This is a genomic window from Arthrobacter sp. EpRS71 (assembly GCF_001512285.1).
GTDB lineage: Bacteria > Actinomycetota > Actinomycetes > Actinomycetales > Micrococcaceae > Arthrobacter.
On the sequence record NZ_LNUV01000004.1, the window covers coordinates 138,206 to 159,519 of the forward strand.

The 21,314-nt window shown below is 62.9% G+C and carries 15 protein-coding genes and 2 tRNA genes; 13 read left to right on the forward strand and 4 right to left on the reverse strand.

Annotated elements, in window-relative coordinates; translation table 11 throughout:
- Window positions 1–121 precede the first annotated feature (121 nt).
- From AR689_RS08025 to metG, 3 genes are read left to right on the forward strand one after another with little or no spacing between them, the layout of a single operon-like run.
- Complete coding sequence (locus AR689_RS08025) at window positions 122–2,932, forward strand: FtsX-like permease family protein (protein ID WP_062068898.1); 2,811 nt, start codon at window positions 122–124, stop codon at window positions 2,930–2,932.
- Window positions 2,929–3,684 carry an ABC transporter ATP-binding protein gene (locus tag AR689_RS08030; protein WP_062068900.1) on the forward strand — a complete coding sequence of 252 codons (756 nt, stop codon included), beginning with the start codon at window positions 2,929–2,931 and terminating at the stop codon, window positions 3,682–3,684. Before AR689_RS08025 ends, AR689_RS08030 begins: the two co-directional genes overlap by 4 nt.
- 35 nt (window positions 3,685–3,719) lie before the next feature.
- Window positions 3,720–5,279 carry a methionine--tRNA ligase gene (metG, locus tag AR689_RS08035; protein WP_062068902.1) on the forward strand — a complete coding sequence of 520 codons (1,560 nt, stop codon included), beginning with the start codon at window positions 3,720–3,722 and terminating at the stop codon, window positions 5,277–5,279.
- A 118-nt stretch (window positions 5,280–5,397) separates the two neighbouring features.
- Here the strand turns inward: metG and AR689_RS08040 are convergent, their stop codons facing one another.
- The 4 genes from AR689_RS08040 to AR689_RS08055 form a co-directional block, all read right to left on the reverse strand.
- Window positions 5,398–7,866 carry an ABC transporter permease gene (locus AR689_RS08040; RefSeq protein ID WP_062068904.1) on the reverse strand — a complete coding sequence of 823 codons (2,469 nt, stop codon included), beginning with the start codon at window positions 7,864–7,866 and terminating at the stop codon, window positions 5,398–5,400.
- Between the two features lie 3 nt (window positions 7,867–7,869).
- Window positions 7,870–8,664, reverse strand: coding sequence for an ABC transporter ATP-binding protein (locus tag AR689_RS08045; protein WP_062068906.1), 795 nt, complete (start codon window positions 8,662–8,664; stop codon window positions 7,870–7,872).
- Between the two features lie 111 nt (window positions 8,665–8,775).
- The gene (locus AR689_RS08050) at window positions 8,776–9,489 is read right to left on the reverse strand and encodes a response regulator (protein ID WP_082697846.1); all 714 of its coding nucleotides are present in this window, start codon (window positions 9,487–9,489) and stop codon (window positions 8,776–8,778) included.
- Between the two features lie 4 nt (window positions 9,490–9,493).
- Window positions 9,494–10,678, reverse strand: a complete 1,185-nt coding sequence (locus AR689_RS08055) for a sensor histidine kinase (RefSeq protein ID WP_062068908.1) — start codon at window positions 10,676–10,678, stop codon at window positions 9,494–9,496.
- 125 nt (window positions 10,679–10,803) lie between these two features.
- Here AR689_RS08055 and AR689_RS08060 point away from each other — a divergent pair, with 125 nt between their 5' ends.
- The 10 genes from AR689_RS08060 (at window position 10,804) to AR689_RS08105 (ending at window position 21,298) form a co-directional block, all read left to right on the forward strand.
- Window positions 10,804–11,856, forward strand: coding sequence for a 3-isopropylmalate dehydrogenase (locus tag AR689_RS08060; protein WP_062068910.1), 1,053 nt, complete (start codon window positions 10,804–10,806; stop codon window positions 11,854–11,856).
- Between the two features lie 117 nt (window positions 11,857–11,973).
- The gene (locus AR689_RS08065) at window positions 11,974–13,086 is read left to right on the forward strand and encodes a branched-chain amino acid aminotransferase (RefSeq protein ID WP_062068912.1); all 1,113 of its coding nucleotides are present in this window, start codon (window positions 11,974–11,976) and stop codon (window positions 13,084–13,086) included.
- Between the two features lie 308 nt (window positions 13,087–13,394).
- A complete protein-coding gene (locus AR689_RS08070) occupies window positions 13,395–14,195 on the forward strand; it encodes an MBL fold metallo-hydrolase (protein WP_062069645.1) in 801 nt (266 codons plus the stop codon).
- Window positions 14,196–14,218: 23 nt separating this feature from the next.
- Window positions 14,219–14,995, forward strand: coding sequence for a fumarylacetoacetate hydrolase family protein (locus AR689_RS08075; protein WP_062068914.1), 777 nt, complete (start codon window positions 14,219–14,221; stop codon window positions 14,993–14,995).
- 123 nt (window positions 14,996–15,118) lie between these two features.
- Window positions 15,119–16,639, forward strand: a complete 1,521-nt coding sequence (gene gltX / locus AR689_RS08080; protein ID WP_062068916.1) for a glutamate--tRNA ligase — start codon at window positions 15,119–15,121, stop codon at window positions 16,637–16,639.
- A gap of 14 nt (window positions 16,640–16,653) precedes the next feature.
- Window positions 16,654–17,382, forward strand: a complete 729-nt coding sequence (locus AR689_RS08085) for an HAD family hydrolase (RefSeq protein ID WP_062068918.1) — start codon at window positions 16,654–16,656, stop codon at window positions 17,380–17,382.
- 137 nt (window positions 17,383–17,519) lie between these two features.
- Window positions 17,520–17,591, forward strand: a tRNA-Gln gene (locus tag AR689_RS08090).
- A 127-nt stretch (window positions 17,592–17,718) separates the two neighbouring features.
- Window positions 17,719–17,794 (forward strand) — tRNA-Glu (locus AR689_RS08095).
- A gap of 106 nt (window positions 17,795–17,900) precedes the next feature.
- Window positions 17,901–19,682, forward strand: coding sequence for a dynamin family protein (locus AR689_RS08100; RefSeq protein WP_062068920.1), 1,782 nt, complete (start codon window positions 17,901–17,903; stop codon window positions 19,680–19,682).
- Entirely contained in the window at window positions 19,679–21,298 is a 1,620-nt protein-coding gene (locus AR689_RS08105) for a GTPase (protein WP_062068922.1), read from the forward strand. Before AR689_RS08100 ends, AR689_RS08105 begins: the two co-directional genes overlap by 4 nt.
- Window positions 21,299–21,314: the final 16 nt, after the last annotated feature.

Consider the following 21,314-nt stretch of genomic DNA (forward strand, 5'->3'; position numbering starts at 1 on the left):
ATTCGGACCCGGCAGCAGGCCGGCCACAACTTTTTGCACACACAGCCCGGTATTCCTCTGTGTCTTTTGAGGAATCACGGTGAATGTGTGCGCGCCCGCAATCAAGGTCTCAGGGAGCCCAATGAACGCCGTCCAAAGGTTCATCAGAAGCCGTGTGCTGCTGCTGACCGCGGCCATTTTGATCGTCGCCATGTGCTTATCCGTCCTCGTCCAGAGCCAGTCGCAGGCGGCTCTGAACAGGACAGTGGATGAGAACTCGCGGGGACTCTACGACATCCTGGTCCAGGCCAAGCCTGATCAGTCACAAGATGGCGACGGCGGTGCATTGATCCAGCCGGAAATCGCCAACGGCCAAGGCGGCATCAGCTTTGAACAGCTTGAGAAGATCCGGACCATGGGCCAAACGGCCGTGGCTGCGCCCATCAGCCTGGTCTCCCGTGTCTCGCAGAACCTTGAGGCACCACGCCTCAATGCCATGGACTACCTCGGATACAACGCAGGACTCGCCGGCGCAGTAACTGCGGGGGATCCCTCCGCCATGGATTCCAGCAAGTGGCCTGCAGCGGAATCCGTGCTGTCCGATTCCCCCAAGAAGTACCGTTTGACCGCCTCTGCCACGAGCTCTGACGGCGTGAACCAGCAGACGCTGTTCAAAACCAGTGCTGAAGGTACCTTGGGCAAGGGCCGCCTGATTCAGGAACAGACTGCGGGCGGGACCAACGTCCGGATCGCCGGCCCTGACGGTGAGACCGGCGTCAAGTTCCCGGCTCCGGCACTGGGCTCGGAGCACAATCTCTTCAATCTCTCCGTGGCGCTTCCCCTGGCGCCTGAGGTGACAGAATCCGTCGTCGCCGTTGACCCGACCGCTGAGCGGGCGCTGCTGGGCTCCGCAGGAGATTTCCTTGCGCCGCTGGAGAAGGCTCCTCCGGCAGACGCACGTGACGCCGGCGCCATTGGACGCCATTTCGAAAGCCTCTTCACCACTGGCCTCAGCATGGATCAGCTGGAAGAGGGACCGGATTTCCTGGGCGTTAAGCTCAAGTACTGGGCGCCGCTGATGACGCAGTACCAGCAGGCCAAACGTGACGGCCTGCTGACTGATGATTCCCAAGCTATTCCGCTGATTGTTCGTTCCGGCACTTCCCTTGATCTTCAGTACTCGGTGAAGATCGAGGAACTTGATGCAAGCGGCAAGGTGGTCAAGGAGGTTGGCACCGCAACACGGTCCTTGGACAAGGACTACCTCCCGTTCGTGTCCAAATCCCCGTTCGCCCTCGAATGGCCGGGATCCACTGACCACAGCCAATTGCTGGGCAGCACGGCTTCCTTCAGCCAGGGGCTGTACAACCCGGCCACCTGGAGCACCGCATTTGCTGCGGCTCCGAAGTATCAGGACGGCGATGAAGCCGCCAACGGAGCAACGGACAAGAGCGCCACGCCGGGGGACTGGGTAACGGTCAACCGCCTGCCTGAGAAGTCCTCCTTCGGGGCAGCCGTGGACCAGACGCAACGCAAACCGGTAGACGAGCGTTCCTACCGGGAAGACCTGGAAACGGGCAAGAAGCCGGCTACCCCGCTGCCCATGGTGTACGGAACCTTTGACCCTGCTGCAGTGAAGGCTGCTGCCGGGGATGTCAACAAGCTTCCTTTGGGCGGCTACGACCCCACTCCCATGACCCTCAGCAAGGACGCTGAGGGCAAAGAGGTGGAGGGCACGGAACTGAAGCCGTCCCTCAGCGCTACGGGTCTGGTCAGCCAGTCCGCCGGCGCCATCACCGACTACTACGGTCTGGCAGCAGCGCGTGGTTACGACAACAACGCCGACGTCATTGACGCCATCCGGGTCAAGGCGTCAGCAAGCGGCAACTGGAAAACGGCACAGCCCGAGGTGGAGAAACTTGCCACCCAGATCCGCGAGCTCGGTCTTGAAGCCACTGTCGTGGCTGGTTCCGCCCGTGAAGACGCCAACATCTTCGTCCCCGGTTACAGCAAGGACGACGCCGGCAAGGAATCGCCGCTGGGCACCGTCCAGCAGTCGTGGGTGCGCCAGGACGCCGCCGATGCCGTGTCCGGCTCCCTCACCGGAACCAACGTCACCCTGCTGTTCCTCACGCTTCTTGGCGCCACGCTCCTGACGGGTGCCTCCACCGTGAGCTATATCCGTCAGCGCAGGAGTGAAGCCGGAATCCTCCGCGCCATGGGTTGGACACAGAAACGCATCCGGTCCTGGGTCCTGGAAGAGTTCGCCGTGGGTGCCGCAGCCCTCGCAGCAGCAGGAATCATCCTCAGCTTGCTGAGCTGGAACATAGCCACCGTGATCGTCTCGGTGACCATGCTTGTCATCTACAGCGGTGCTGCATTGCTGGCAGCCCAGCAGCTGCGCCACCGCGTGGTGATTGACCAGGAACCGCAGCACGACGAGCGCCTGGTGACTGTCGACTCGCCTCTGACTTTCGCCAACAGGCAACTGACCACCAACCGCTTCAACTCGATCTCCCTGGCAGTGGCGGTGGGTGTGTTCGGAGCAGCGGTGGGTGCCCTCATTGCGCTCCTGATCGACATTCCCCGGGCAGCCGGCGCCAGTGCCTTGAGCGGTCTTGCCGCGGCAAGCATCGCCTTGCCAAGCGTCATCCTCGCCGTCTTCGGTGTGGTGGTTGGCCTGCTCCTGACTTTGGTCACCGGCCGTTTCGAACTCCATGCCAAACGGGAGTACCTCGGTACTTTGCGTGCCATGGGATGGAACCCGGACATGCTGGGCCAGGTCCGCTTCTTTGAAAACGCACTTGTGGGCACGGTGGCACTTCCCCTGGGTGTCCTCGGTGCCTTGGGACTGGGCTTGCTCCTGGCTCCCTACGCGGCCCTCTGGGCCGGTTTGGCTGGCCTGTTGGCCGTTATTTGCTGGATTCCGATTGCAACGAAAGTAGTCAAATGACTGACAAACTCAACCCCGAGCCGACGGCCACCCCGGAGTCCGCGGAAGAGTCCTTGCAGACCCGAGCCAACACCATTGTCAGGGCTGCCGATCACGCAACCCCGTTGGAGCTGAGCCGTGTCACCATCCACTACGGTGGCGATAAGGGCGGTGCCGAAGAAGTCGATGTGGTGGATGACTTCAACCTCACCCTCCACTCAGGTGAGATGCACTGTATCGCTGGTCGAAGCGGCTCCGGTAAGACCAGCATCCTGACGGTAAGTGCCGGGCTGACACTCCCGACGTCGGGCAAGGTCCTCTGGGAGGGCCAGCCCCTGGACAGCATGGGCGACGACGAGATCGCGGACCGCCGCCGGGCACTGATCGGTTACGTGGACCAGGGCGGGGCCTTGATCGACGGCATGAGCGCGCTGGAAAACGTCCTGCTCCCCGCTGTGCCGGATGGCGAAGTGGAACAGCGCACCGAGATGGCCAAGGACCTCTTGGACCTGGTGGGACTCGGGCGGCGCATGCGTCATCGCCCTGCGCAGCTTTCCGGTGGTGAACGGCAGCGCGTAGCTATTGCCCGTGCCCTGATCCTGGGAACCCGCGTCTTGGTGGTGGATGAGCCCACGGCCAGCCTCGACCGTGCGGCAGCCAACCGGATCATCGGCATTCTGAAGGACACCACCAGCGATGGCATTGCCGTGCTGGTTGCCTCCCACGACCACGAGCTGGTGCGGCTCAGCGATACGCTGACCGAACTTAACTAAAGCTATTTCATCCCAAAAAAAGGTAACTTCTTAGAGTGACGTCTCCAGAGAAATCCCCGTTCTACATCACCACCGCAATCAGCTACCCCAATGGCGTGCCGCACATCGGCCACGCTTATGAGGTCATTGCGACTGATGCCATGGCACGCTTCAAGCGCCTTGATGGCCATGAAGTGTTCTTCATGACAGGAACGGACGAGCACGGACTCAAGATGCAGCAGTCAGCCGAGAAGGAAGGCATCACTGCCAAGCAGCTCGCTGACCGCAACTCGGCAGCCTTCAAGCAGATGAGCCAGGACTTGGGGATCTCCCATGACCGCTTCATCCGCACTACGGACCAGGACCACTACGCCGCTTCCCAGGCCATCTGGAAGAAGATGGAAGCCAACGGCGATATCTACCTGTCCAAATACGAGGGCTGGTACTCCGTCCGCGACGAGGCATACTACGTCGAGGACGACACCGTGGTGAAGGACGACGGGCTTCGCTACTCCAAGGAGACGGACACCCTGGTCACATGGACTGCCGAGGAGAGCTACTTCTTCCGGCTCTCCAACTATCAGGAGAAGCTCCTCGCTCTGTATGAGGAATACCCCGAGTTCGGTGCGCCCCAATCCCGCTTCAATGAGGTCATCAGCTTCGTGCGTCGTGGTCTGGAGGACCTGTCCATTAGCCGCACCACCTTCGACTGGGGCGTTCCCGTCCCGGGCGATGAGAAGCACGTTATGTATGTCTGGGTTGATGCCCTGACCAACTACCTGACCGGTGTGGGGTATCCGAATATCGACTCGGAATCCTTCAAGAAATTCTGGCCGGCCGACGTCCACGTCATTGGCAAGGACATTTCCCGCTTCCATGCGATTTATTGGCCGGCGTTCCTGATGAGTGCAGGCCTTGAGCTGCCCAAGCGCGTCATGATCCACGGCTTCCTCACCAACAACGGCGTGAAGATGTCCAAGTCATTGGGCAACGTGGTGGCTCCGCAGGACTTCGTGGCACAGTACGGCCTGGATCAGTGCCGCTACTTCTTCCTCCGCGAAGTTCCCTTTGGTGCGGATGGCAACTATAACCATGAAGCAATCGTGGGCCGCATGAACTCGGATCTGGCCAACAACTTCGGTAACCTGGCCCAGCGTTCGCTGTCCATGGTGGCGAAGAACTGTGAAGGCAAGGTCCCGGTTCCCGGAACCTTTACCGCCGAGGACAACGCTTTGTTGGCGCAAGCCGGCCAGCTGCTGGAAACTGCCCGCGCGGCGTTCGACAAGCAGGAGTTCAGCAGGGCCTTGGAAGCCATCTGGACTGTCCTCGGCGACACCAACGCGTATTTCGCTGAACAAGCTCCGTGGGTACTTCGCAAGACGGACCTCGACCGCATGAACACGGTCCTTTACGTCACCTTGGAGGTTGTCCGGATCGTGGCGATCCTCGCGCAGCCGGTCATGCCGTCGTCGTCGGCCAAGTTCCTTGAGGTGCTCGGCCAGCCGGAGGGTGAGGCCCGCCAGTTCGCCGCAATCGCGACGCCTTTGGTCGCGGGGACAGAGCTGCCGGCACCTGCACCTGTCTTCCCGCGGTACGAAGACCCCGCCGAGGCATAAACCTTCTCTCACATCACAGCCGTCAACAAGAAACGCTCTCTCACTTCCTTCCGGTCTATCCGGGGAAGTGAGAGAGCGTTTCTGTTTTAGGGTGATTAGCTGATAGAGCGTCGGGGGCTTAGGCGGTAGCGAGCCCCTCGACGGGCGACAATCGTGCCGCCCGCCGGGCAGGAATCACCGATGCCAGGAGCCCGGCCACCACCGCGACGCCGAAGACTGCGGCCAACTGCAGCCACGGCACAGCCGGAACAACAGTGGCCACGCCGCCCAGGGTTGCCTGCGCTCCAAGCCATCCGTACACAATGCCCATGCCGGCTCCCATGATCGCTGCCACGCCTGCGACAAGCACAGCCTCGATGGCCAGCATCCCGCGGAGTTGGCCTTTGGTCAGGCCAAGCGCCCGGAGGAGCGAGTTTTCCCGTGTCCGTTCAAAGACGGAAAGGGACAGGGTATTGGCCACACCGATCAGGGCAATAACCACTGCCACACCGAGCAGCCCCGTAACCACCAGCAGCAGGACGTCGATGATGCTGTTGAAGGTCACCCGCTCTATCGCAGCTCCGCTGACGGTGCGCTCCTGCACTCCCAACGCTGCGGCAACTTCTTTCTGGATGGCCTGAACCCGGTCTGCTGACACGGAGTCGTCCAGTTTCACCCACACCATGGCAGGTGTTTCCGGCAGTGGGGCTGAGGAGATACTGGTGCTCTCCACGAAGCCCGGGACGTGGCGGGTCCGCAGAACCTTGGCGTCGAGCGATACGTTGCCGGACGCCGTCGTGATGGTGGCAGGGCCCTCAGGGGAGTCTTCAGGCAGGTAGACCGTTCCCGGAGCGGGCTTGAGGTGGTTGTCGCGGAGGACCGACCCGGCATCTGTGGCGCTGAGGCTGTAGATCGTGCTGCCGCCATCGGGCGTGGTGGCATCACTCAGCGTTCCCACCGGTTGGAGCAGCACCGCAGCGCTCACGCCGTCGAGGGCTTTGATTAGGGAGACAGCATCGCCGGGGTCGCGTCCACCGTCCACAGCGGTCTGCGCGGAAAGGTCCACCGGATAATTTTCGGCCAGGGTGTCGTTGAACGCCTGCCGGGAGGTGGCCGCGCCTGTCATCATCAAGGACACCAGGGTGACACCGATCAGCAGCGCAGCAGCGGTTGCCGACGTGCGGGCGGGGTTGCGGGTGGCATTGACAGCGGCGAGCTTGCCCGGAACACCGGCCGGAGCTGCCAGGCGCCCGGCCAGCGACACAACGGTGGGGATGAACAGTGATGAGCAGAGCAGGATGCCAACGAACGAGGCTGCACCGCCCAGCAGTGCAAGGGGAAGCGACACCTTCATGCTGCCGTACACCAGCAGCGCAGAACCACCCGCGAGGGCGATGAGGCCCAGTATCAAGCGGAACTTGCCGCGACGGTTCCGCACGGATGCGTCATCGGCGGGCCGCAAGGCGGCAAGGGGCGCGACGGCGGTCGCGGCCTTGGCGGGCACCAGCGCCGCCACCACGGTCAGCAAGGTTCCGGCCACCAGGCCGGCAATGATGGCCGACGGCGGCACCGCCAACGTCGCGAAGGCTTGCTCGGGTTGGGACTTGGCCCAGGCAATCAGCCCGGTCATCAGGCCGGTGGCTGCAAGGACGCCCAGTACCGAGGAAACGAATCCCACCACGAGTGCCTCGAGCATGACAGATCCCCGGATCTGCGACCGCCCGGCGCCCAGGCAGCGCAGGAGCGCCAGTTCCCTGGTCCGCTGAGCCACCAGGACTGAGAAGGTGTTGGCCACCACCAGGGTGGAGACCAGAATCGCGACGCCGGCGAAGGCAAGCAGGACAACCGTCAGCTGGTCCTGACCGGCGCTCAGCATGGCCACGGTGGAGGTGACCTTTTCCTGCGCAGTTTCCACCACGGGGTCAACCGCGCCCGCGGATTCCATGCGGTGCGCGATGTACTCCTTGGCCGCAGACACGTCTTCTCCGGGCTTCAGCGCGAATTGGAGGCCAGCGAAGCCGGCCCCCGCATCTTGGACTGCGTTCAGTACGGACTCGGAAGCAATCAACTGGGCAGCTGACGACGAGAAAGGATCGTTGGTGGACTGGATCAGGCCCGTAATGGTCACCTTGGCGTTCTTGACCGGCCCGGCACCGCGCAGCTCCAGAGTGCTGCCAACGGAGAGACCCAAGTGCGCGGCAGTTTTCACATCGACTGCTGCGTCCAATGCTTGTGAAGGCATGGATCCCGAGGAAAGGACGGCACCTTCCAGGGAAGTGGGGGCCACCTTGCGGAGATGACCATACTGCTCTCCACCGCCGGCCTCAAACGTCACATACGTGGATCGCTCCGCATAGCTGTCTTCCACCGCCGGGGACGAAGCGGCAGCATCCACTGCAGCTTGGGTAAAAGCTTCACCGTTCTTGGACGTGGCAACGAGGTCGGCGTTCCGGTACGCCTCTCCGATGCTCGCACCCAGAGATGCGTTGGTGCTCGCGCCCACCATGAGCGTGGAAGAGAGGAACATGACAGACAACATCACGGCCAGGCCGATGGCAACGAACCGCCGGAAATGCGTCGTCACTTGGGAAAGGGCAACACGCAACATGCCTCAGGCCCCCAGCTTGCCGAGGCCGGTCAGGACAGAGTCGGCGGTGGGGTTGTGAATCTCGCCCACCAGTCCGCCGTCGCTCATCAACACCACGCGGTCCGCATAGCTGGCAGCAACGGGATCGTGGGTGACCATGATGATGGTTTGGCCCATCTCCTGGCTGCTCCTGCGCAGGAGGGCCAGGACTTCTCCGCCGGCCTTCGAATCCAGGTTCCCGGTAGGTTCATCTCCGAACACGACGTCCGGCCGGGTCAGCAAGGCCCGGGCAACAGCCACACGCTGCTGCTGGCCCCCGGAGAGCTCATGCGGACGATGCTTCAAGCGGTCCTTCAGCCCCAGGGTGCTCACCACGGTGTCCAACCATCCGGCGTCGGCGGTGGTTCCAGCCAAGGCAAGCGGCAGCGTGATGTTCTGCTCGGCAGTCAACGTTGGCACCAGGTTGAAGGCCTGGAAGACGAACCCGATCCGCTCCCGCCGGAGCGCCGTGAGTTGGCGGTCGTTGAGCCCCGTAAGTTCCGTGCCGCCCAAGACGATGCGTCCTGAGTCGGCACTGTCCAGGCCGGCAAGGCAATGCATGAGCGTTGATTTGCCGGAACCGGAGGGTCCCATGATGGCAGTGAACTTTCCGGCGTCGAAGCTCACGGACACCTTGTTCAGGGCAGTGACGCTGGTATCGGCTCGCCCATAGCTTTTGGTCAGCTCATGCGCCTCGACGGCTGGACGGGCAGTGGTGCCATTCGATCCTGCGGGCCGGCCGGATCCTGACGGGTGGGGGAAGGACGTGAAAGTTGTCATGTTTCCACGCTATGTTTCAGCCTTGCCAGGCGGGATCGGGCTGCGGGCCCATTGTCAGGAAGCCCTGGTCATACCGTGGTCTGAGTTTGGAGGCCGAACGGTATGAGCAGCCTAGGTTCCGGGGGACACAATCCCAGTCTCATAGGCGATGACCACTACCTGCACCCGGTCCCTGGCGCCAAGCTTGGCCAGGATATGGCCCACATGGGTCTTCACCGTCGCCTCGGAGAGGAACAGCCCCGCCGCGATCTCGGGATTCGACTGGCCCTGGGCGATCAGCTGGAAAACCTCGCGCTCGCGGGCCGTGAGGCGTTCCACTGCCGCGGCGTGCTCACTCTGCTCGGGAGTCTGTGTTCTGAGAAGAGGCGCCACGTGGTCCAGCAGGCGGCGTGTGGTGGACGGCGCGATCACTGCATCGCCCCGGTAAACGGTGCGGATAGCCTCGAGGAGTTCCTCGGGTGGCGCATCCTTCAGGAGGAACCCGCTGGCACCTGCCTGGATTGCGGCAAGGGCGTACTCATCGAGGTCGAAGGTGGTCAGCACCACAATCTTGATCTCGGCCCGCTGGGAACCCGAGGGCTGAGCAGTTGCTTGCTCCAGTATCCGCCGGGTTGCTTCGATGCCGTCCATCCCGGGCATGCGGACATCCATCAGGACCACATCGGCTGCAGTGGCGCTGAGTGCTTGGACAGCCTCAATTCCGTTGCCGGCCTCGGCAACCACTTCAAGGTCCGGCTGTGAATTGATGAGCATGCCAAAACCCGAACGGACCAAATGCTGGTCATCAACCAGGGCCACCCGGATGGGTGCAGGAACGTCAGACATGGGTTTAGGCCTCCGAATAGGGGATGAAAGCGGACACACGGAAACCGCCGCCCTGTTCAGGGCCTGCGGCCAAGGAACCATCGTAGAGGGAGACCCGCTCACCCATACCCCTCAGGCCGTTGCCACCACCTGCCGACGGCGGATCAGCGGCGGCGCCCCGGCCGTCGTCGACGATGTCCAATTGCAGGCCGCGGGCCTGCCAGGTCAGCGTCACACTGGCCACAGCTTTAGGGCCGGCGTGTTTCATGACGTTGGTGAGGGCTTCCTGAATGATGCGGTATGCCGTTAGTTCGGCACCGGCGGGAAGTGCCCGGCGGGCTGCCCCGATCTGGTCAAAGGTGACCTGGAGCGTGGCCGCGCGGAAGCCCAGCAGGAGTTCATCGAGGTCTGACAGCCGCGGTTGCGGGCGGGTAGGGGACTCGTCGTTGGAGCGGAGGACGCCAAGCAGCCGCCGCATTTCCCCCAGCGAGTCCCTGCCCGTTGCTGCGATGGTGGCCAGCGCTTCGGTGGCGAGCTCCGGTTTCGCCGCGGCCGCGTACCGTGCGCCGTCCGCCTGGGTGATGATGACGGACAGTGAGTGGGCAACGATGTCGTGCATTTCGCGCGCGATGTGCGAGCGTTCGTCGGCCGCGGCCAACTGGCGCTCCTGCTGCTGTTCCACCTCGAGCCTTCGGGTCCGGTCTTCCAATGCCTGAAGTTGGAGCCGCCGCACCCGGGTGAGGTCACCCAAGGTCCAGCTCACCAGCACCAGCATCCAAATCAACACTGTGTAAAGGGCGCCAATGGTGAGCCCCATAATGCCCGACTCGGTAGTGCTGGAGTACTCACGCGTCGTCAGCATGATGCCGCCCACCATTCCGGCCACCAGGACTGTGCGGCTTGCCCACGCCGGCCCGTAGGCCGCGGTTGCGTAGATGACCAGGGGGACTGCGATCTGGCCGGCCACAGGCTCGGAGCCCACCGCCCATTGGATCAGGCACACCAGGATTACGACGCCGGCGGCAACGGCTGGGCGCGTGCGTCGCCACGCCAGGGGGAGCAGCAGGCTGCAGGAAAGGACAAATAGCCAAGGTCGTGAAGCCAGCAGATAGACCGGACCAAAAAGGAGTATCAGCAAGGACGTCGCCGTCATATCCACTTTGAAGCGGTTGATCCGGAACCATTCATATACTGCGTGCCTTCTGTCCACGCTACGACTCTATGCTCTTGGTCCGGAGGCGGGCATCATGCCGTGGTCTGAATCGGCACGACGTGGAGTGTTCGCAGAATGAGACGATTTTGACCAGCATGTGGATTGCTTGGCTAGATAGAGCTATGAGTGCAACGTCCATCAATCTCGCTGTCATCCCTGGCGACGGCATTGGCCCAGAGGTCATCGCCGAAGCCGTCAAGGTCCTCGAAAAGGCCGTCGCCGCCGAAGGCGTCGCCCTTGAACTGACCAACTACAAGCTCGGTGCCCAGCACTGGCTTGAGACTGGCGAGACGCTCCCGGACGAGGTTCTGGCGGATCTGCGGACCCGCGATGCCATCCTCTTTGGTGCAGTAGGCGCTGCGCCGGGCGACACCCGCATCCCTTCCGGCATCATTGAACGCGAGATGTTGCTGAAGCTCCGATTCAGCCTTGACCACTATGTGAACCTGCGCCCGTCCCGCCTCTATGGCACAGTCGGCAGCCCCTTGGCCAACCCCGGCACCATCGATTTCATTGTGGTCCGGGAAGGTACCGAGGGCCCGTACGTGGGCAACGGTGGCACGCTGCGCGGCGGAACGCCGCACGAGGTCGCCACCGAAGTGTCACTTAACACCGCCCACGGTGTGGAGCGCGTTGTCCGTGACGCCTTCCGCCGTGCCAGCGAGCGTCCCCGCAAGCACGTCACCCTTGTCCACAAGCACAACGTGCTCGTGTTTGCCGGGCACCTCTGGAAGAGGACTGTGGAGGCCGTGGCCCAGGAATTCCCCGAGGTCACCCACGACTACCTGCACATCGACGCGGCCACCATCTTCATGGTGACCGAGCCCTCGCGCTTTGATGTCATCGTCACCGACAACCTCTTCGGCGACATTCTCACCGACCTCGCTGCTGCCGTTACCGGCGGCATTGGCCTGGCGGCATCGGGCAACATCAACATGGACCGCACAGCACCGTCCATGTTTGAGCCCGTCCACGGCTCCGCTCCGGACATCGCCGGACAACAGAAAGCCGATCCCACCGCGGCCATCCTCTCCGCAGTGCTTCTCCTGGACCACCTTGGCTACACCACGGCGGCCCGAAAGATCGAAGCGGCAGTAGTCGCCGACGTCGAGAGCCGCACCGGCGAGCCACGCAGCACAGCTGCCATTGGCGACGCTATTGCGGCCGCACTTTAGGCCCAATACTCAGGCGTAAGCTTGTCTTGAATTATTTACCTGCTTCCCTGGTCCATCGCTGAACCACACCCTTCTGGGCCCGGTTCGCCCTGCCAGGTAGCTGACTGTGGAGGAAACATGACTCAGACTGCCCATGGCGTCGAATTCAGCCAGCAGCTTTCGGAAACACCGAAGTCTGCTGAGGAGCGTGCAGCCGTCCTGGCGAACCCGGGATTTGGCGACTACTTCACCGACCACACCGCCGTCGTTGACTACAAGGTTGACGCCGATGGCAATGGCGGTTGGCAGAACGCCCGGATCGAGCCTTACGGACCCATTTCCCTGGACCCCTCGGCCGCGGTTCTGCACTACGGCCAGGAGATCTTCGAAGGACTCAAGGCCTACCGCCACGCCGACGGCTCGGTGTGGACCTTCCGGCCCGAAGCCAACGCTGCACGCCTGAACAAGTCGGCCCGCCGCCTGGCCCTTCCTGAGCTGCCCGAGGAGTACTTCCTGGGCGCCATCCGGGAACTGGTGCAGGCAGATCGGGAATGGGTTCCGTCCGGCGACGGCGAGGCCCTGTACCTGCGTCCGTTCATGATTGCCACGGAGGCCTTCCTCGGAGTTCGGGCTGCCCGCGAAGTGTCTTTCCGGGTTATCGCTTCACCCGCAGGCAACTACTTTGGTGGGGAGCTCAAGCCCGTCTCCATCTGGATCTCCCGTGAATACGCCCGTGCCGGCCGTGGCGGGACCGGCGCGGCCAAGTGCGGAGGCAACTATGCTGCTTCCCTGATCGCGCAGCAGGAAGCCGAAGCGAACGGCTGCAAGCAGGTGCTTTTCCTGGACCACTTCAACGACGACGCCGTGGAAGAACTCGGCGGCATGAACGTCTTCTTCGTGATGAAGGACGGTTCCCTGGTCACTCCCGCGCTCAGCGGCACCATCCTGGAAGGCGTGACGCGCATGTCCGTAATCCAGGTGGCCAAGGACATGGGCCGTGAGGTCTCCGAGCGCAAGATCACCCTGGACGAGTGGCGCGACGGCGTCGCTTCCGGCGAGATCACTGAGGTTTTCGCTTGTGGCACGGCAGCCGTGATCACGCCGATCGGTGTGCTCAGGGACGCCACCGAGTTCATCGGCGCCGAGGATGCCAAGGCTGGCGAAACCACCATGGCCATCCGTGAGCAGCTTCTGGGCATCCAGACCGGCACCGTCGAGGATACCCATGGCTGGCTGACCCGCCTGGTCTAACCTTCCTACTCACCACACGCCGGCGGCCCTCCACTTGGTTTCAAGCGGAGGGCCGCCGTTCTGCTTCCCCGGACGCTCGATCACATCCCTCGGGTTTGCGTCGATCCCTCTGGCAGTTCCCTCGGGTTTGCGCCAACCCCCCTCGCAGTTCCCTCGGGCGTTCTAACGCTGTCGATCCTGGCACCTCAGCTGCCAGCCGGCGTCTAGCCCGGGAAGGGCGCGGGATGTGAGAGAGGGGTGGTGGGAAGGGCGTGGGATGTGAGAGAGCGTGGATTCAGTGCCAAGATGGGACAGTGACTTCAGAATCCATGGGGACTTCCGGTGAATCATCCACCGGCCACTCCTCTTCCTTGCAGCGCAGCAGCGAGCTCACCCGCTTCCGGTTGGCCCCGAACCCGGGCCCGATGAGCCTGGACGGCACCAACTCTTACGTCATTGGCGCCCCGGGTTCGCCCTACGTCGCGGTGGTGGACCCCGGCCCTGATGACGAAAACCACTTGGCTGCGTTGGCATCGGCTGGTGTTGTGGACGTGGTCCTCATTACTCATCGGCATGCGGACCATACCGAGGCTTCAGCGCGTTTCCACCAGATCACCGGGGCGCCGGTCCGCGCTGCGTTGCCGGAGCATTGCCATGGTGGTGAGCCGCTCCAGGACGGGGAAGTGCTGACGGCCGGTGGCGTGGAGATCCGCGTGGTGGGAACCCCGGGCCACACGTCGGACTCCCTCTGCTTCCATCTCCCTCATGACGGCCCCACAGGATCCGTCCTGACCGGCGACACCATCCTGGGCCGTGGAACCACTGTCCTGGATTACCCGGATGGTCGGCTGGGGGATTACCTGGCAAGCTTGGACCGGCTCGAAGAGCTGGGTCCGGCAACCCTCCTCCCCGCCCACGGTCCGGTGCTGCCTGCCCTGGACGAGAAGTGCCGCGAGTACCGGGACCACCGTGAGCAGCGGCTTGACCAGATCAGGACGGCGCTGAAAAATCTCGGACAGGATGCATCGATACCAGCCGTCACCGATGCCGTTTATCCCGACGTCGCCCCTTCCGTCAGGTGGGCGGCCGAGACTTCCGTCGCCGCCCAGTTGGATTACCTCCGAAGCTAGGCCCGGACTGTAGGCTTGAGCCCATGCGTATCGCCCGGTTTGTAGTTGATTCTGATCCCCTTTACGGCGTTGTTGAAGGCGAGCCCGGCAGTGAGGAAATCACTGTCATCAACGGCGACCCCTTCTTCAATGGCGTTGAACGTACCCACGTGAAGCACAAGCTCGAGGACGTGCGGCTCCTCGCTCCGATCATTCCCCGAAGCAAGGTTATTGGCGTCGGCCGGAACTTCGCCGAGCACGCCGCAGAACTTGGCAACGAGGTTCCCCAGCAGCCGCTGCTGTTCCTGAAACCCAACACCTCCGTGGTCGGCCCGAACGATCCCATCGTCCTCCCCTCGTTCTCAGAGGAGGTCTCCTTCGAGGCTGAGCTGTGCGTAGTGATCGGCCGGATCTGCAAGGACGTTCCCGAGGACCGTGTTGACGACGTCATCTTCGGTTACACCTGCGGCAACGACCTCACCGCCCGCGATGTCCAGAAGACGGACCTCCAGTGGGCACGGGCCAAAGGTTTCGACACCTCCGCGCCTCTGGGCCCGTGGATCGAAACCGATCTTGACCACGAGGACCTGACCATCCAAGGCCGCCTCAACGGCGAACTCCGCCAGGATGGCAGCACCAACCAGATGATCCGCGGCGTACGCGAGCTTGTCTCGATCGTTTCGCACGCATTCACGCTGCTTCCAGGTGATGTCATCATGACCGGCACCCCCGCCGGTGTGGGCCTGGTCAAGGAGGGCGACCGTTTTGAAGTGGAGATCGAAGGCATTGGCCGTCTTTCCAACCCGGTGGTTCGCCGCTAGGCTCCCAGCCAGTCGTTGAAGACCGACGGCGGCTCTTGCCTTTCACACGGAAGGCAAGGGCCGCCGTCGGGCGTTTCCGGCCGGGAAACCGACGCGTCGCCAAGCGGTAAAGTTGGAACCACTATGACTACTGCTTCTGCGTCGAACGCTGCTTCCAGCGCCATCCCTGCCGTCAACGCCGAGACTCCGGTCCGCGTCCGTTTCTGCCCGTCGCCCACGGGAACACCGCACGTTGGCCTGATCCGCACTGCCCTGTTCAACTGGGCGTACGCACGCCACACCGGCGGCAAGCTGATCTTCCGCATCGAGGACACGGACTCGGCCCGCGACAGTGAAGAGAGCTACCACCAGTTGCTGGATGCCCTGAAATGGCTCGGCATCAACTGGGATGAGGGCGTGGAAGTTGGCGGACCGCACGAGCCGTACCGGCAGTCGCAGCGCGGCGACATCTACCAGGATGTCATCGCCAAGCTCAAAGCCGGAGGACACGTTTACGAGTCCTACTCAACGCCTGACGAGATCGAAGCACGCCACAAGGCGGCGGGCCGCGACCCCAAGCTGGGCTACGACGGCTTCGACCGGCACCTGACGGATGAGCAGCTGGCACAATTCAAAGCCGAGGGTCGCGAGGCCGTCCTTCGCCTCCGCATGCCGGACGAGGACCTGACCTTCAACGACCTGGTCCGCGGCGAGATTACCTTCAAGGCCGGTTCGGTTCCCGACTTTGCTGTTGTGCGCGCCAACGGTGCTCCGCTTTACACGCTGGTGAACCCTGTGGACGACGCTCTTATGGGCATCACCCACGTTCTTCGCGGCGAGGATCTGCTCAGTTCCACTCCGCGTCAGATTGCGCTGTACCGCGCCCTCTACGCCATCGGCGTGGCCGAGTACATGCCGGAGTTCGGCCACCTGCCCTATGTCATGGGCCAGGGCAACAAGAAGCTTTCCAAGCGTGACCCCGAGTCCAGCCTGTTCCTGCACCGTGAACGTGGATTCATCCCCGAGGGTCTGCTCAACTACCTCTCGCTCCTTGGCTGGTCACTGAGCGCGGACGAGGACATCTTCACCGTGGAGCAGCTCGTAGCCAACTTCGATATCCACGATGTCCTGGGCAACCCGGCCCGTTTCGATATCAAGAAGGCTGAAGCCATCAATGGAACCCACGTGCGGTTGCTTGCGCCGGAGGACTTCAAGGAACGCTTGGTGCCTTACCTCCGGGCTGCTGGTTTCGTAGGGGAAATCCTGACCCCGCGGCAGGAAGAGATCCTCGCAGAGGCAGCTCCTCTGGTACAGGAACGCATCACCTTGTTGGGAGAAGCTCCGGAGATGCTGGCCTTCTTGTTCAAGGCCGATGACGCGATTGACGTTGCCGACGATGCCCGCAAGGGACTTCCGCAGAACCTGGAGGAAGTACTCGACGCTGCCTTGGCGGCGCTGGAACCGATCGGTGAGTGGACGGCCGAGAATATCCAGGCCGCGCTCAAGCAGGCATTGGTGGAGGATCTGGGCATCAAGCCACGGGCAGCTTTCGGTCCAGTGCGTACGGCCATCTCAGGACGCCGCATTTCTCCGCCCTTGTTCGAGTCGATGGTGATCCTTGGCAAGGATTCCTCGCTCGCCCGTGTCCGCGCCTTCCGAGGCTAGCAGCAGAAGCAGTCATGGCCATCTCACGTTCCTTCGGCACCGTCCGTGGTGTCCTCTTCGATATTGACGACACCTTGGTGGACCTTGAGTACGCCATGACAACGGCACTCCGCGATGTCAGCGAGCATCTCCTGCCCGGCCTGGACCAGGCCGGGTGGGTGAAGTTCGGCCGCATCTTCACGCACGAGACCACGCACTTCTACGACCGCTATCTGGCCGGGGAGCTGACTTTCAATGAGCAGCGGCTCCTGCGGGGCAGGGCTGCTTTGGGACACTTTGGCGTGGAGCTTCAGGATGGCGAAGAATCCCAAGCCTGGGTGGCCGAGTACCATCAACGCCAGACGGCGTATGTGCGGGCTTTTGACGACGTTGAAGGCGTACTCGACGCCCTCGATGCCGCAGGAATTCCCTATGGCGCCGTCAGCAACAACGTGCATGATTACCAGCGGGCCAAGCTGGACGGTGCAGGCCTGTCGAGGATCAAGATCCTCGTAGGTACGGACACAGTAGGTGTGCCAAAGCCGGACCCGGCGATCTACCTCGAAGGCGTGCGCCAGTTGGGCACAGGGCCGGCGGAGACCTTGTATGTTGGCGACAACAGGCTGCTTGATGCTGACGGTGCAACGGCAGCAGGGCTGATTGGCGTATGGCTGAACAGGACCGGGGAAGTGGTGGAAGAGTTCACCGGACGCCAAGTGGACTCCCTGTCGCGGCTGCTGGTGACGGCTCCCACCGCTGCGTAAGAATCGTGTGATGCAGGTAACGGCTTTCCGATTTGTGCACGTGGCGAGACTCCGGTAGAGTCATTACTCGTGCTGAGGGGCACGGAGGGAAAAGCTGAGGGAAACCAAAGCGTTGAACTCCGGTCCGAAAGTCACTTTGGGATATGGTGTAATTGGCAACACTACGGTTTCTGGTACCGTCATTCTAGGTTCGAGTCCTGGTATCCCAGCTCTGAAAATCCGCGTCAACACGCTGGAAATTCGGATGTTTCAGATCGCTGAGTCGATTTGGAGCGAAGCTGAAAGTGTGAAATACTCATTCAGCTTGATCGCCGGAAACGGTGATAAAAAGTGCAAGGCCCCATCGTATAGCGGCCTAGTACGCCGCCCTCTCACGGCGGTAACGCGGGTTCGAATCCCGCTGGGGTCACCAACAAATCCCCCGGAACCACGGTTCCGGGGGATTTCTTTTTTCTCCGGTTTTGTCCTCAATGCTTGCGGCGCCCCTGTCACGGGGATTGGACTGGCATGATGATGCTGTGACCGCTAATGATGATGAGAGAACACCCCGGGCCAGCCAAGCAGCCCTTGGTGCGGCAGCCGCCGTCGAGACCTTGGAAGCGGCCCGCGCGGAACTCGCGGCCACGACCCTTCCGCTCGCCGTACCGGAAGTCCGGGAAGCCCGTCAGTGGGTTCGAGAGTCCTTGGCTCAGCTGGACGACTACGTGATTCCCCGCTACCGGAGCCTGGACGCTCCTCTGCTGGCGGTTGTTGGCGGTTCCACTGGTGCAGGGAAGTCCACCCTGGTCAATGCGCTGATCGGCTACCCGGTCACGCGTGCCGGCGCCATCAGGCCCACCACGCGCCAGCCCATCCTCCTCCACCATCCCCTGGACGCGGAGTGGTTTGACGGCCATCGGATTCTTCCGGGCCTGGACAGGATCCGGGGCACGGTCTCAGACAGTCCTTTGCCGGCGCATCAGGCAGGTGCCACCCCCGATGCGCAGGCCATCACGTCATTGGTCCTGGTGGGACACGCGGCTGTTCCTCAGGGAATAGCGCTCCTGGATGCACCCGACGTCGACTCGATCTCTGATGACAACCGCAGGCTCGCCGGCCAGCTGCTTGCCGCAGCTGACCTTTGGGTGTTTGTTACCACCGCAAACCGCTACGCCGACGCCGTACCCTGGCGCCTGCTCCTGGATGCGGCGTCCAGGGATATCACCGTAGCCGTTGTCCTGGACCGTGTGCCGGCTGCCGCGGACGAGGAAGTCAGGACTGACCTCCAGGCAATGCTGGACCGGCAGGGCTTGGCCGAGGCGAAACTCTTCGTTGTTCCTGAAAGTGCCCTCAACGCACTGGGGATGCTTCCGGAGGAGTCCGTGATTTCCTTACGCCAGTGGCTGGGTGCCTTGGCCGCTGATGCAGTCGGACGGGCGGAGGTGGCCAGACGAACGCTCAATGGCGCTGTCAAGGCCGTCAGTGTCAGGTTGGACGGAGTCGCCGGCGCCGCTGCCGCCCAGAATGCCGCTGCCCACGATCTTCGGGTGACGTGCGTTGCTGAGTATGAACAAGCGCTCTCGCGCATTCTGGAGGCCACCAGGGACGGTGCTCTGCTCCGCGGCGAAGTGCTGGCGCGGTGGCAGGATTTTGTGGGCACAGGTGAGTTTTTCCGGGCGCTTGAACAGAATATCGGGCGGATGCGGGACCGGGTAGGGGCATTCTTCCGCGGCGAGCCGGCTCCCGCTGTGAAGGTTGAAACCGCCATTGAGACCGGGCTGCAGGCGGTGATCCTGGACGAGGCGGCGAATGCAGCCGAAAACGTGGACAGGCACTGGCGCTCGGATGCTGCCGGCCGGGAACTCCTTGGCTCGGAGGATCTTTCGGGTACCAGCGAAGGCTTCGATGCGAAGGCCGCAGCAGCCATCCGTTCCTGGCAGGAGGGTCTGATGGAGATGATCCGCACCCAAGGCCAGGGCAAACGGACCCAGGCGCGCTGGTTGTCCTTCGGCGTCAACGGGCTCGGGGCCGCGCTCATGGTGGTGGTGTTCTCCATGACTGCCGGCCTGAGCGGTTTGGAGATCGGCATTGCAGGCGGAACGGCCGTGGTTGGCCAGAAGCTGCTTGAAGCGGTGTTCGGTGAGGACGCCGTACGTCGTCTGGCCCAGCAGGCCAGGGATGACCTGCATACTCAATGCCAACGGCTCCTGGACGATGAGAGGGAACGGTTCCTTGGCCGCCTTGAGGCAGCCCATCCGGGCTCCGGGGACGACCTCGCCCGGTATGCCCAAGCATTGCGCCATCTGGCAGGGGCCGCATGAGCCGCCACGGACAGGTTCGCGAGTCGTCGCTGCTGCAGCGCAGGCTTGAATCCCTCAATACTGCACGGGAACTGGCTGAGGGTGTCCTGCCGGATGCTGATCTGCAATCCGTGTACGAGGTCTTGGAGCGTGCCAGCTCGCGGCGGTCTCTTTCGGCAGATCACACGGTGGTGGGATTCTTCGGGGCGACAGGCAGCGGAAAATCCTCCTTGTTCAATGCTGTTTCGGACAGCAGTCTCGCAACTGCCGCGGCTCGGCGTCCCACGACGTCGGCGCCTTTGGCGGGCATTTGGGGCGAGGAAGGCAGCGGGCCGTTGCTTGACTGGCTGGACGTCAAAGAGCGGCATACGCTGCCACCGGTTCCAGGGCTCGCGGAGGAGAACACCGGCCTGGTGCTGCTGGATCTGCCGGACTTCGATTCCACCAGACTGGAGAATCGGGAGATCGTTCAGCGAATGGTGGGCATGGTTGATGTCCTGGTGTGGGTTCTGGACCCGCAGAAATACGCCGACGCTGCGGTGCATCATGATTTTCTTCGCCCCATGGCCACTCATGGGGCAGTGACCTTGGTTGTCCTGAACCAGATGGACAAACTCAACGCGGCCGACGCTGCCGCTGTGATGCAGTCTTTGGAAGGGATCCTTGCACAGGACGGCTTGGGGAAGGTTCGGGTCCTTGGCGCCTCAGCGATAACGGGCGACGGCGTCCAAAGCCTCCGCGCTGTGATCAGGAAGGTGGTGGTTCAGCGGGAGGCAACAACAGAACGCCTGGCAGCGGACGTTGCGAAGGCCGCCGCGGAACTTGCCAAGGCCTCCGGCGAGGGCGAAGCCAGGGGCGTCAAAGGTGGAACGAAAGCCCGCCTCGCCTCTGAATTGTCGACGGCGGCAAATGTTCCGGTGGTTGTGGACGCCGTTCACCGATCTTTTAAGCGGGAATCAGCCAAGAGGACAGGGTGGCCCGTCACCCGGTGGCTTTTGCGTTTCCGGCCCGACCCGTTGCGGCGGCTGAACCTGGGCAGGGACGACACCAGGCCGGAACTGAACAGAACATCTCTGCCTCCTGCCGGGGCACCCGAGAGGGCGAGGACGGACGCAGCGGTGCGGGATTTTGCGGACGAGGCTTCAGCGGGCGCCCCGGGTCCTTGGCGTGCGGCGATCCGCAGTGCGGCAAGGGACGGGCGGGAGGAGCTGCCCGACGCCTTGGATCAAGCGATTGCAAGCACTGACCTCTTGGCGGGTAAACGTCCCCTGTGGTGGCTTCTTTTCAATACCCTCCAATGGAGCGCGCTTGTACTCGCTGCAGGGGGCCTGGGCTGGCTGGGTGTGATGGCCGCGCTGGGCTACTTCCAAATGCCTGTGCCTGAGGTGCCCCGAACAGAAGGGTGGCCGTGGCCAACCCTGATGGTTGCCGGGGGAGTGGTGTTGGGAATCGCCCTTGCCATCACCGGGAGGATTCTTGGTGGATGGGCGGCGCGTGCCAGGGCTTCGAGGGCGGCGAAGCGGTTGAAGGCAGCGGTGGCAGCGGTTGCCGAGCAGCGGATTGTGGAGCCCGTCGACGTGGAGATCACCCGCTTGAAAGCGTTCAACTCAGCCCTCAAGGCCGCACGCCCGGGCTAGAGGGTCCCCACCATCA

Excerpts from the sequence above, each read along its gene's own strand:
- AR689_RS08050 (WP_082697846.1), bottom strand. The coding sequence starts at position 9,489 with ATGTCTGACGTTCCTGCACCCATCCGGGTGGCCCTGGTTGATGACCAG.
- AR689_RS08045 (WP_062068906.1), bottom strand. The coding sequence starts at position 8,664 with ATGACAACTTTCACGTCCTTCCCCCACCCGTCAGGATCCGGCCGGCCC.
- AR689_RS08105 (WP_062068922.1), top strand. The coding sequence starts at position 19,679 with ATGAGCCGCCACGGACAGGTTCGCGAGTCGTCGCTGCTGCAGCGCAGG.
- AR689_RS08070 (WP_062069645.1), top strand. The coding sequence starts at position 13,395 with ATGGGGACTTCCGGTGAATCATCCACCGGCCACTCCTCTTCCTTGCAG.
- AR689_RS08040 (WP_062068904.1), bottom strand. The coding sequence starts at position 7,866 with ATGTTGCGTGTTGCCCTTTCCCAAGTGACGACGCATTTCCGGCGGTTC.
- AR689_RS08060 (WP_062068910.1), top strand. The coding sequence starts at position 10,804 with ATGAGTGCAACGTCCATCAATCTCGCTGTCATCCCTGGCGACGGCATT.
- AR689_RS08030 (WP_062068900.1), top strand. The coding sequence starts at position 2,929 with ATGACTGACAAACTCAACCCCGAGCCGACGGCCACCCCGGAGTCCGCG.
- gltX (WP_062068916.1), top strand. The coding sequence starts at position 15,119 with ATGACTACTGCTTCTGCGTCGAACGCTGCTTCCAGCGCCATCCCTGCC.
- AR689_RS08085 (WP_062068918.1), top strand. The coding sequence starts at position 16,654 with ATGGCCATCTCACGTTCCTTCGGCACCGTCCGTGGTGTCCTCTTCGAT.
- AR689_RS08025 (WP_062068898.1), top strand. The coding sequence starts at position 122 with ATGAACGCCGTCCAAAGGTTCATCAGAAGCCGTGTGCTGCTGCTGACC.
- AR689_RS08065 (WP_062068912.1), top strand. The coding sequence starts at position 11,974 with ATGACTCAGACTGCCCATGGCGTCGAATTCAGCCAGCAGCTTTCGGAA.
- AR689_RS08075 (WP_062068914.1), top strand. The coding sequence starts at position 14,219 with ATGCGTATCGCCCGGTTTGTAGTTGATTCTGATCCCCTTTACGGCGTT.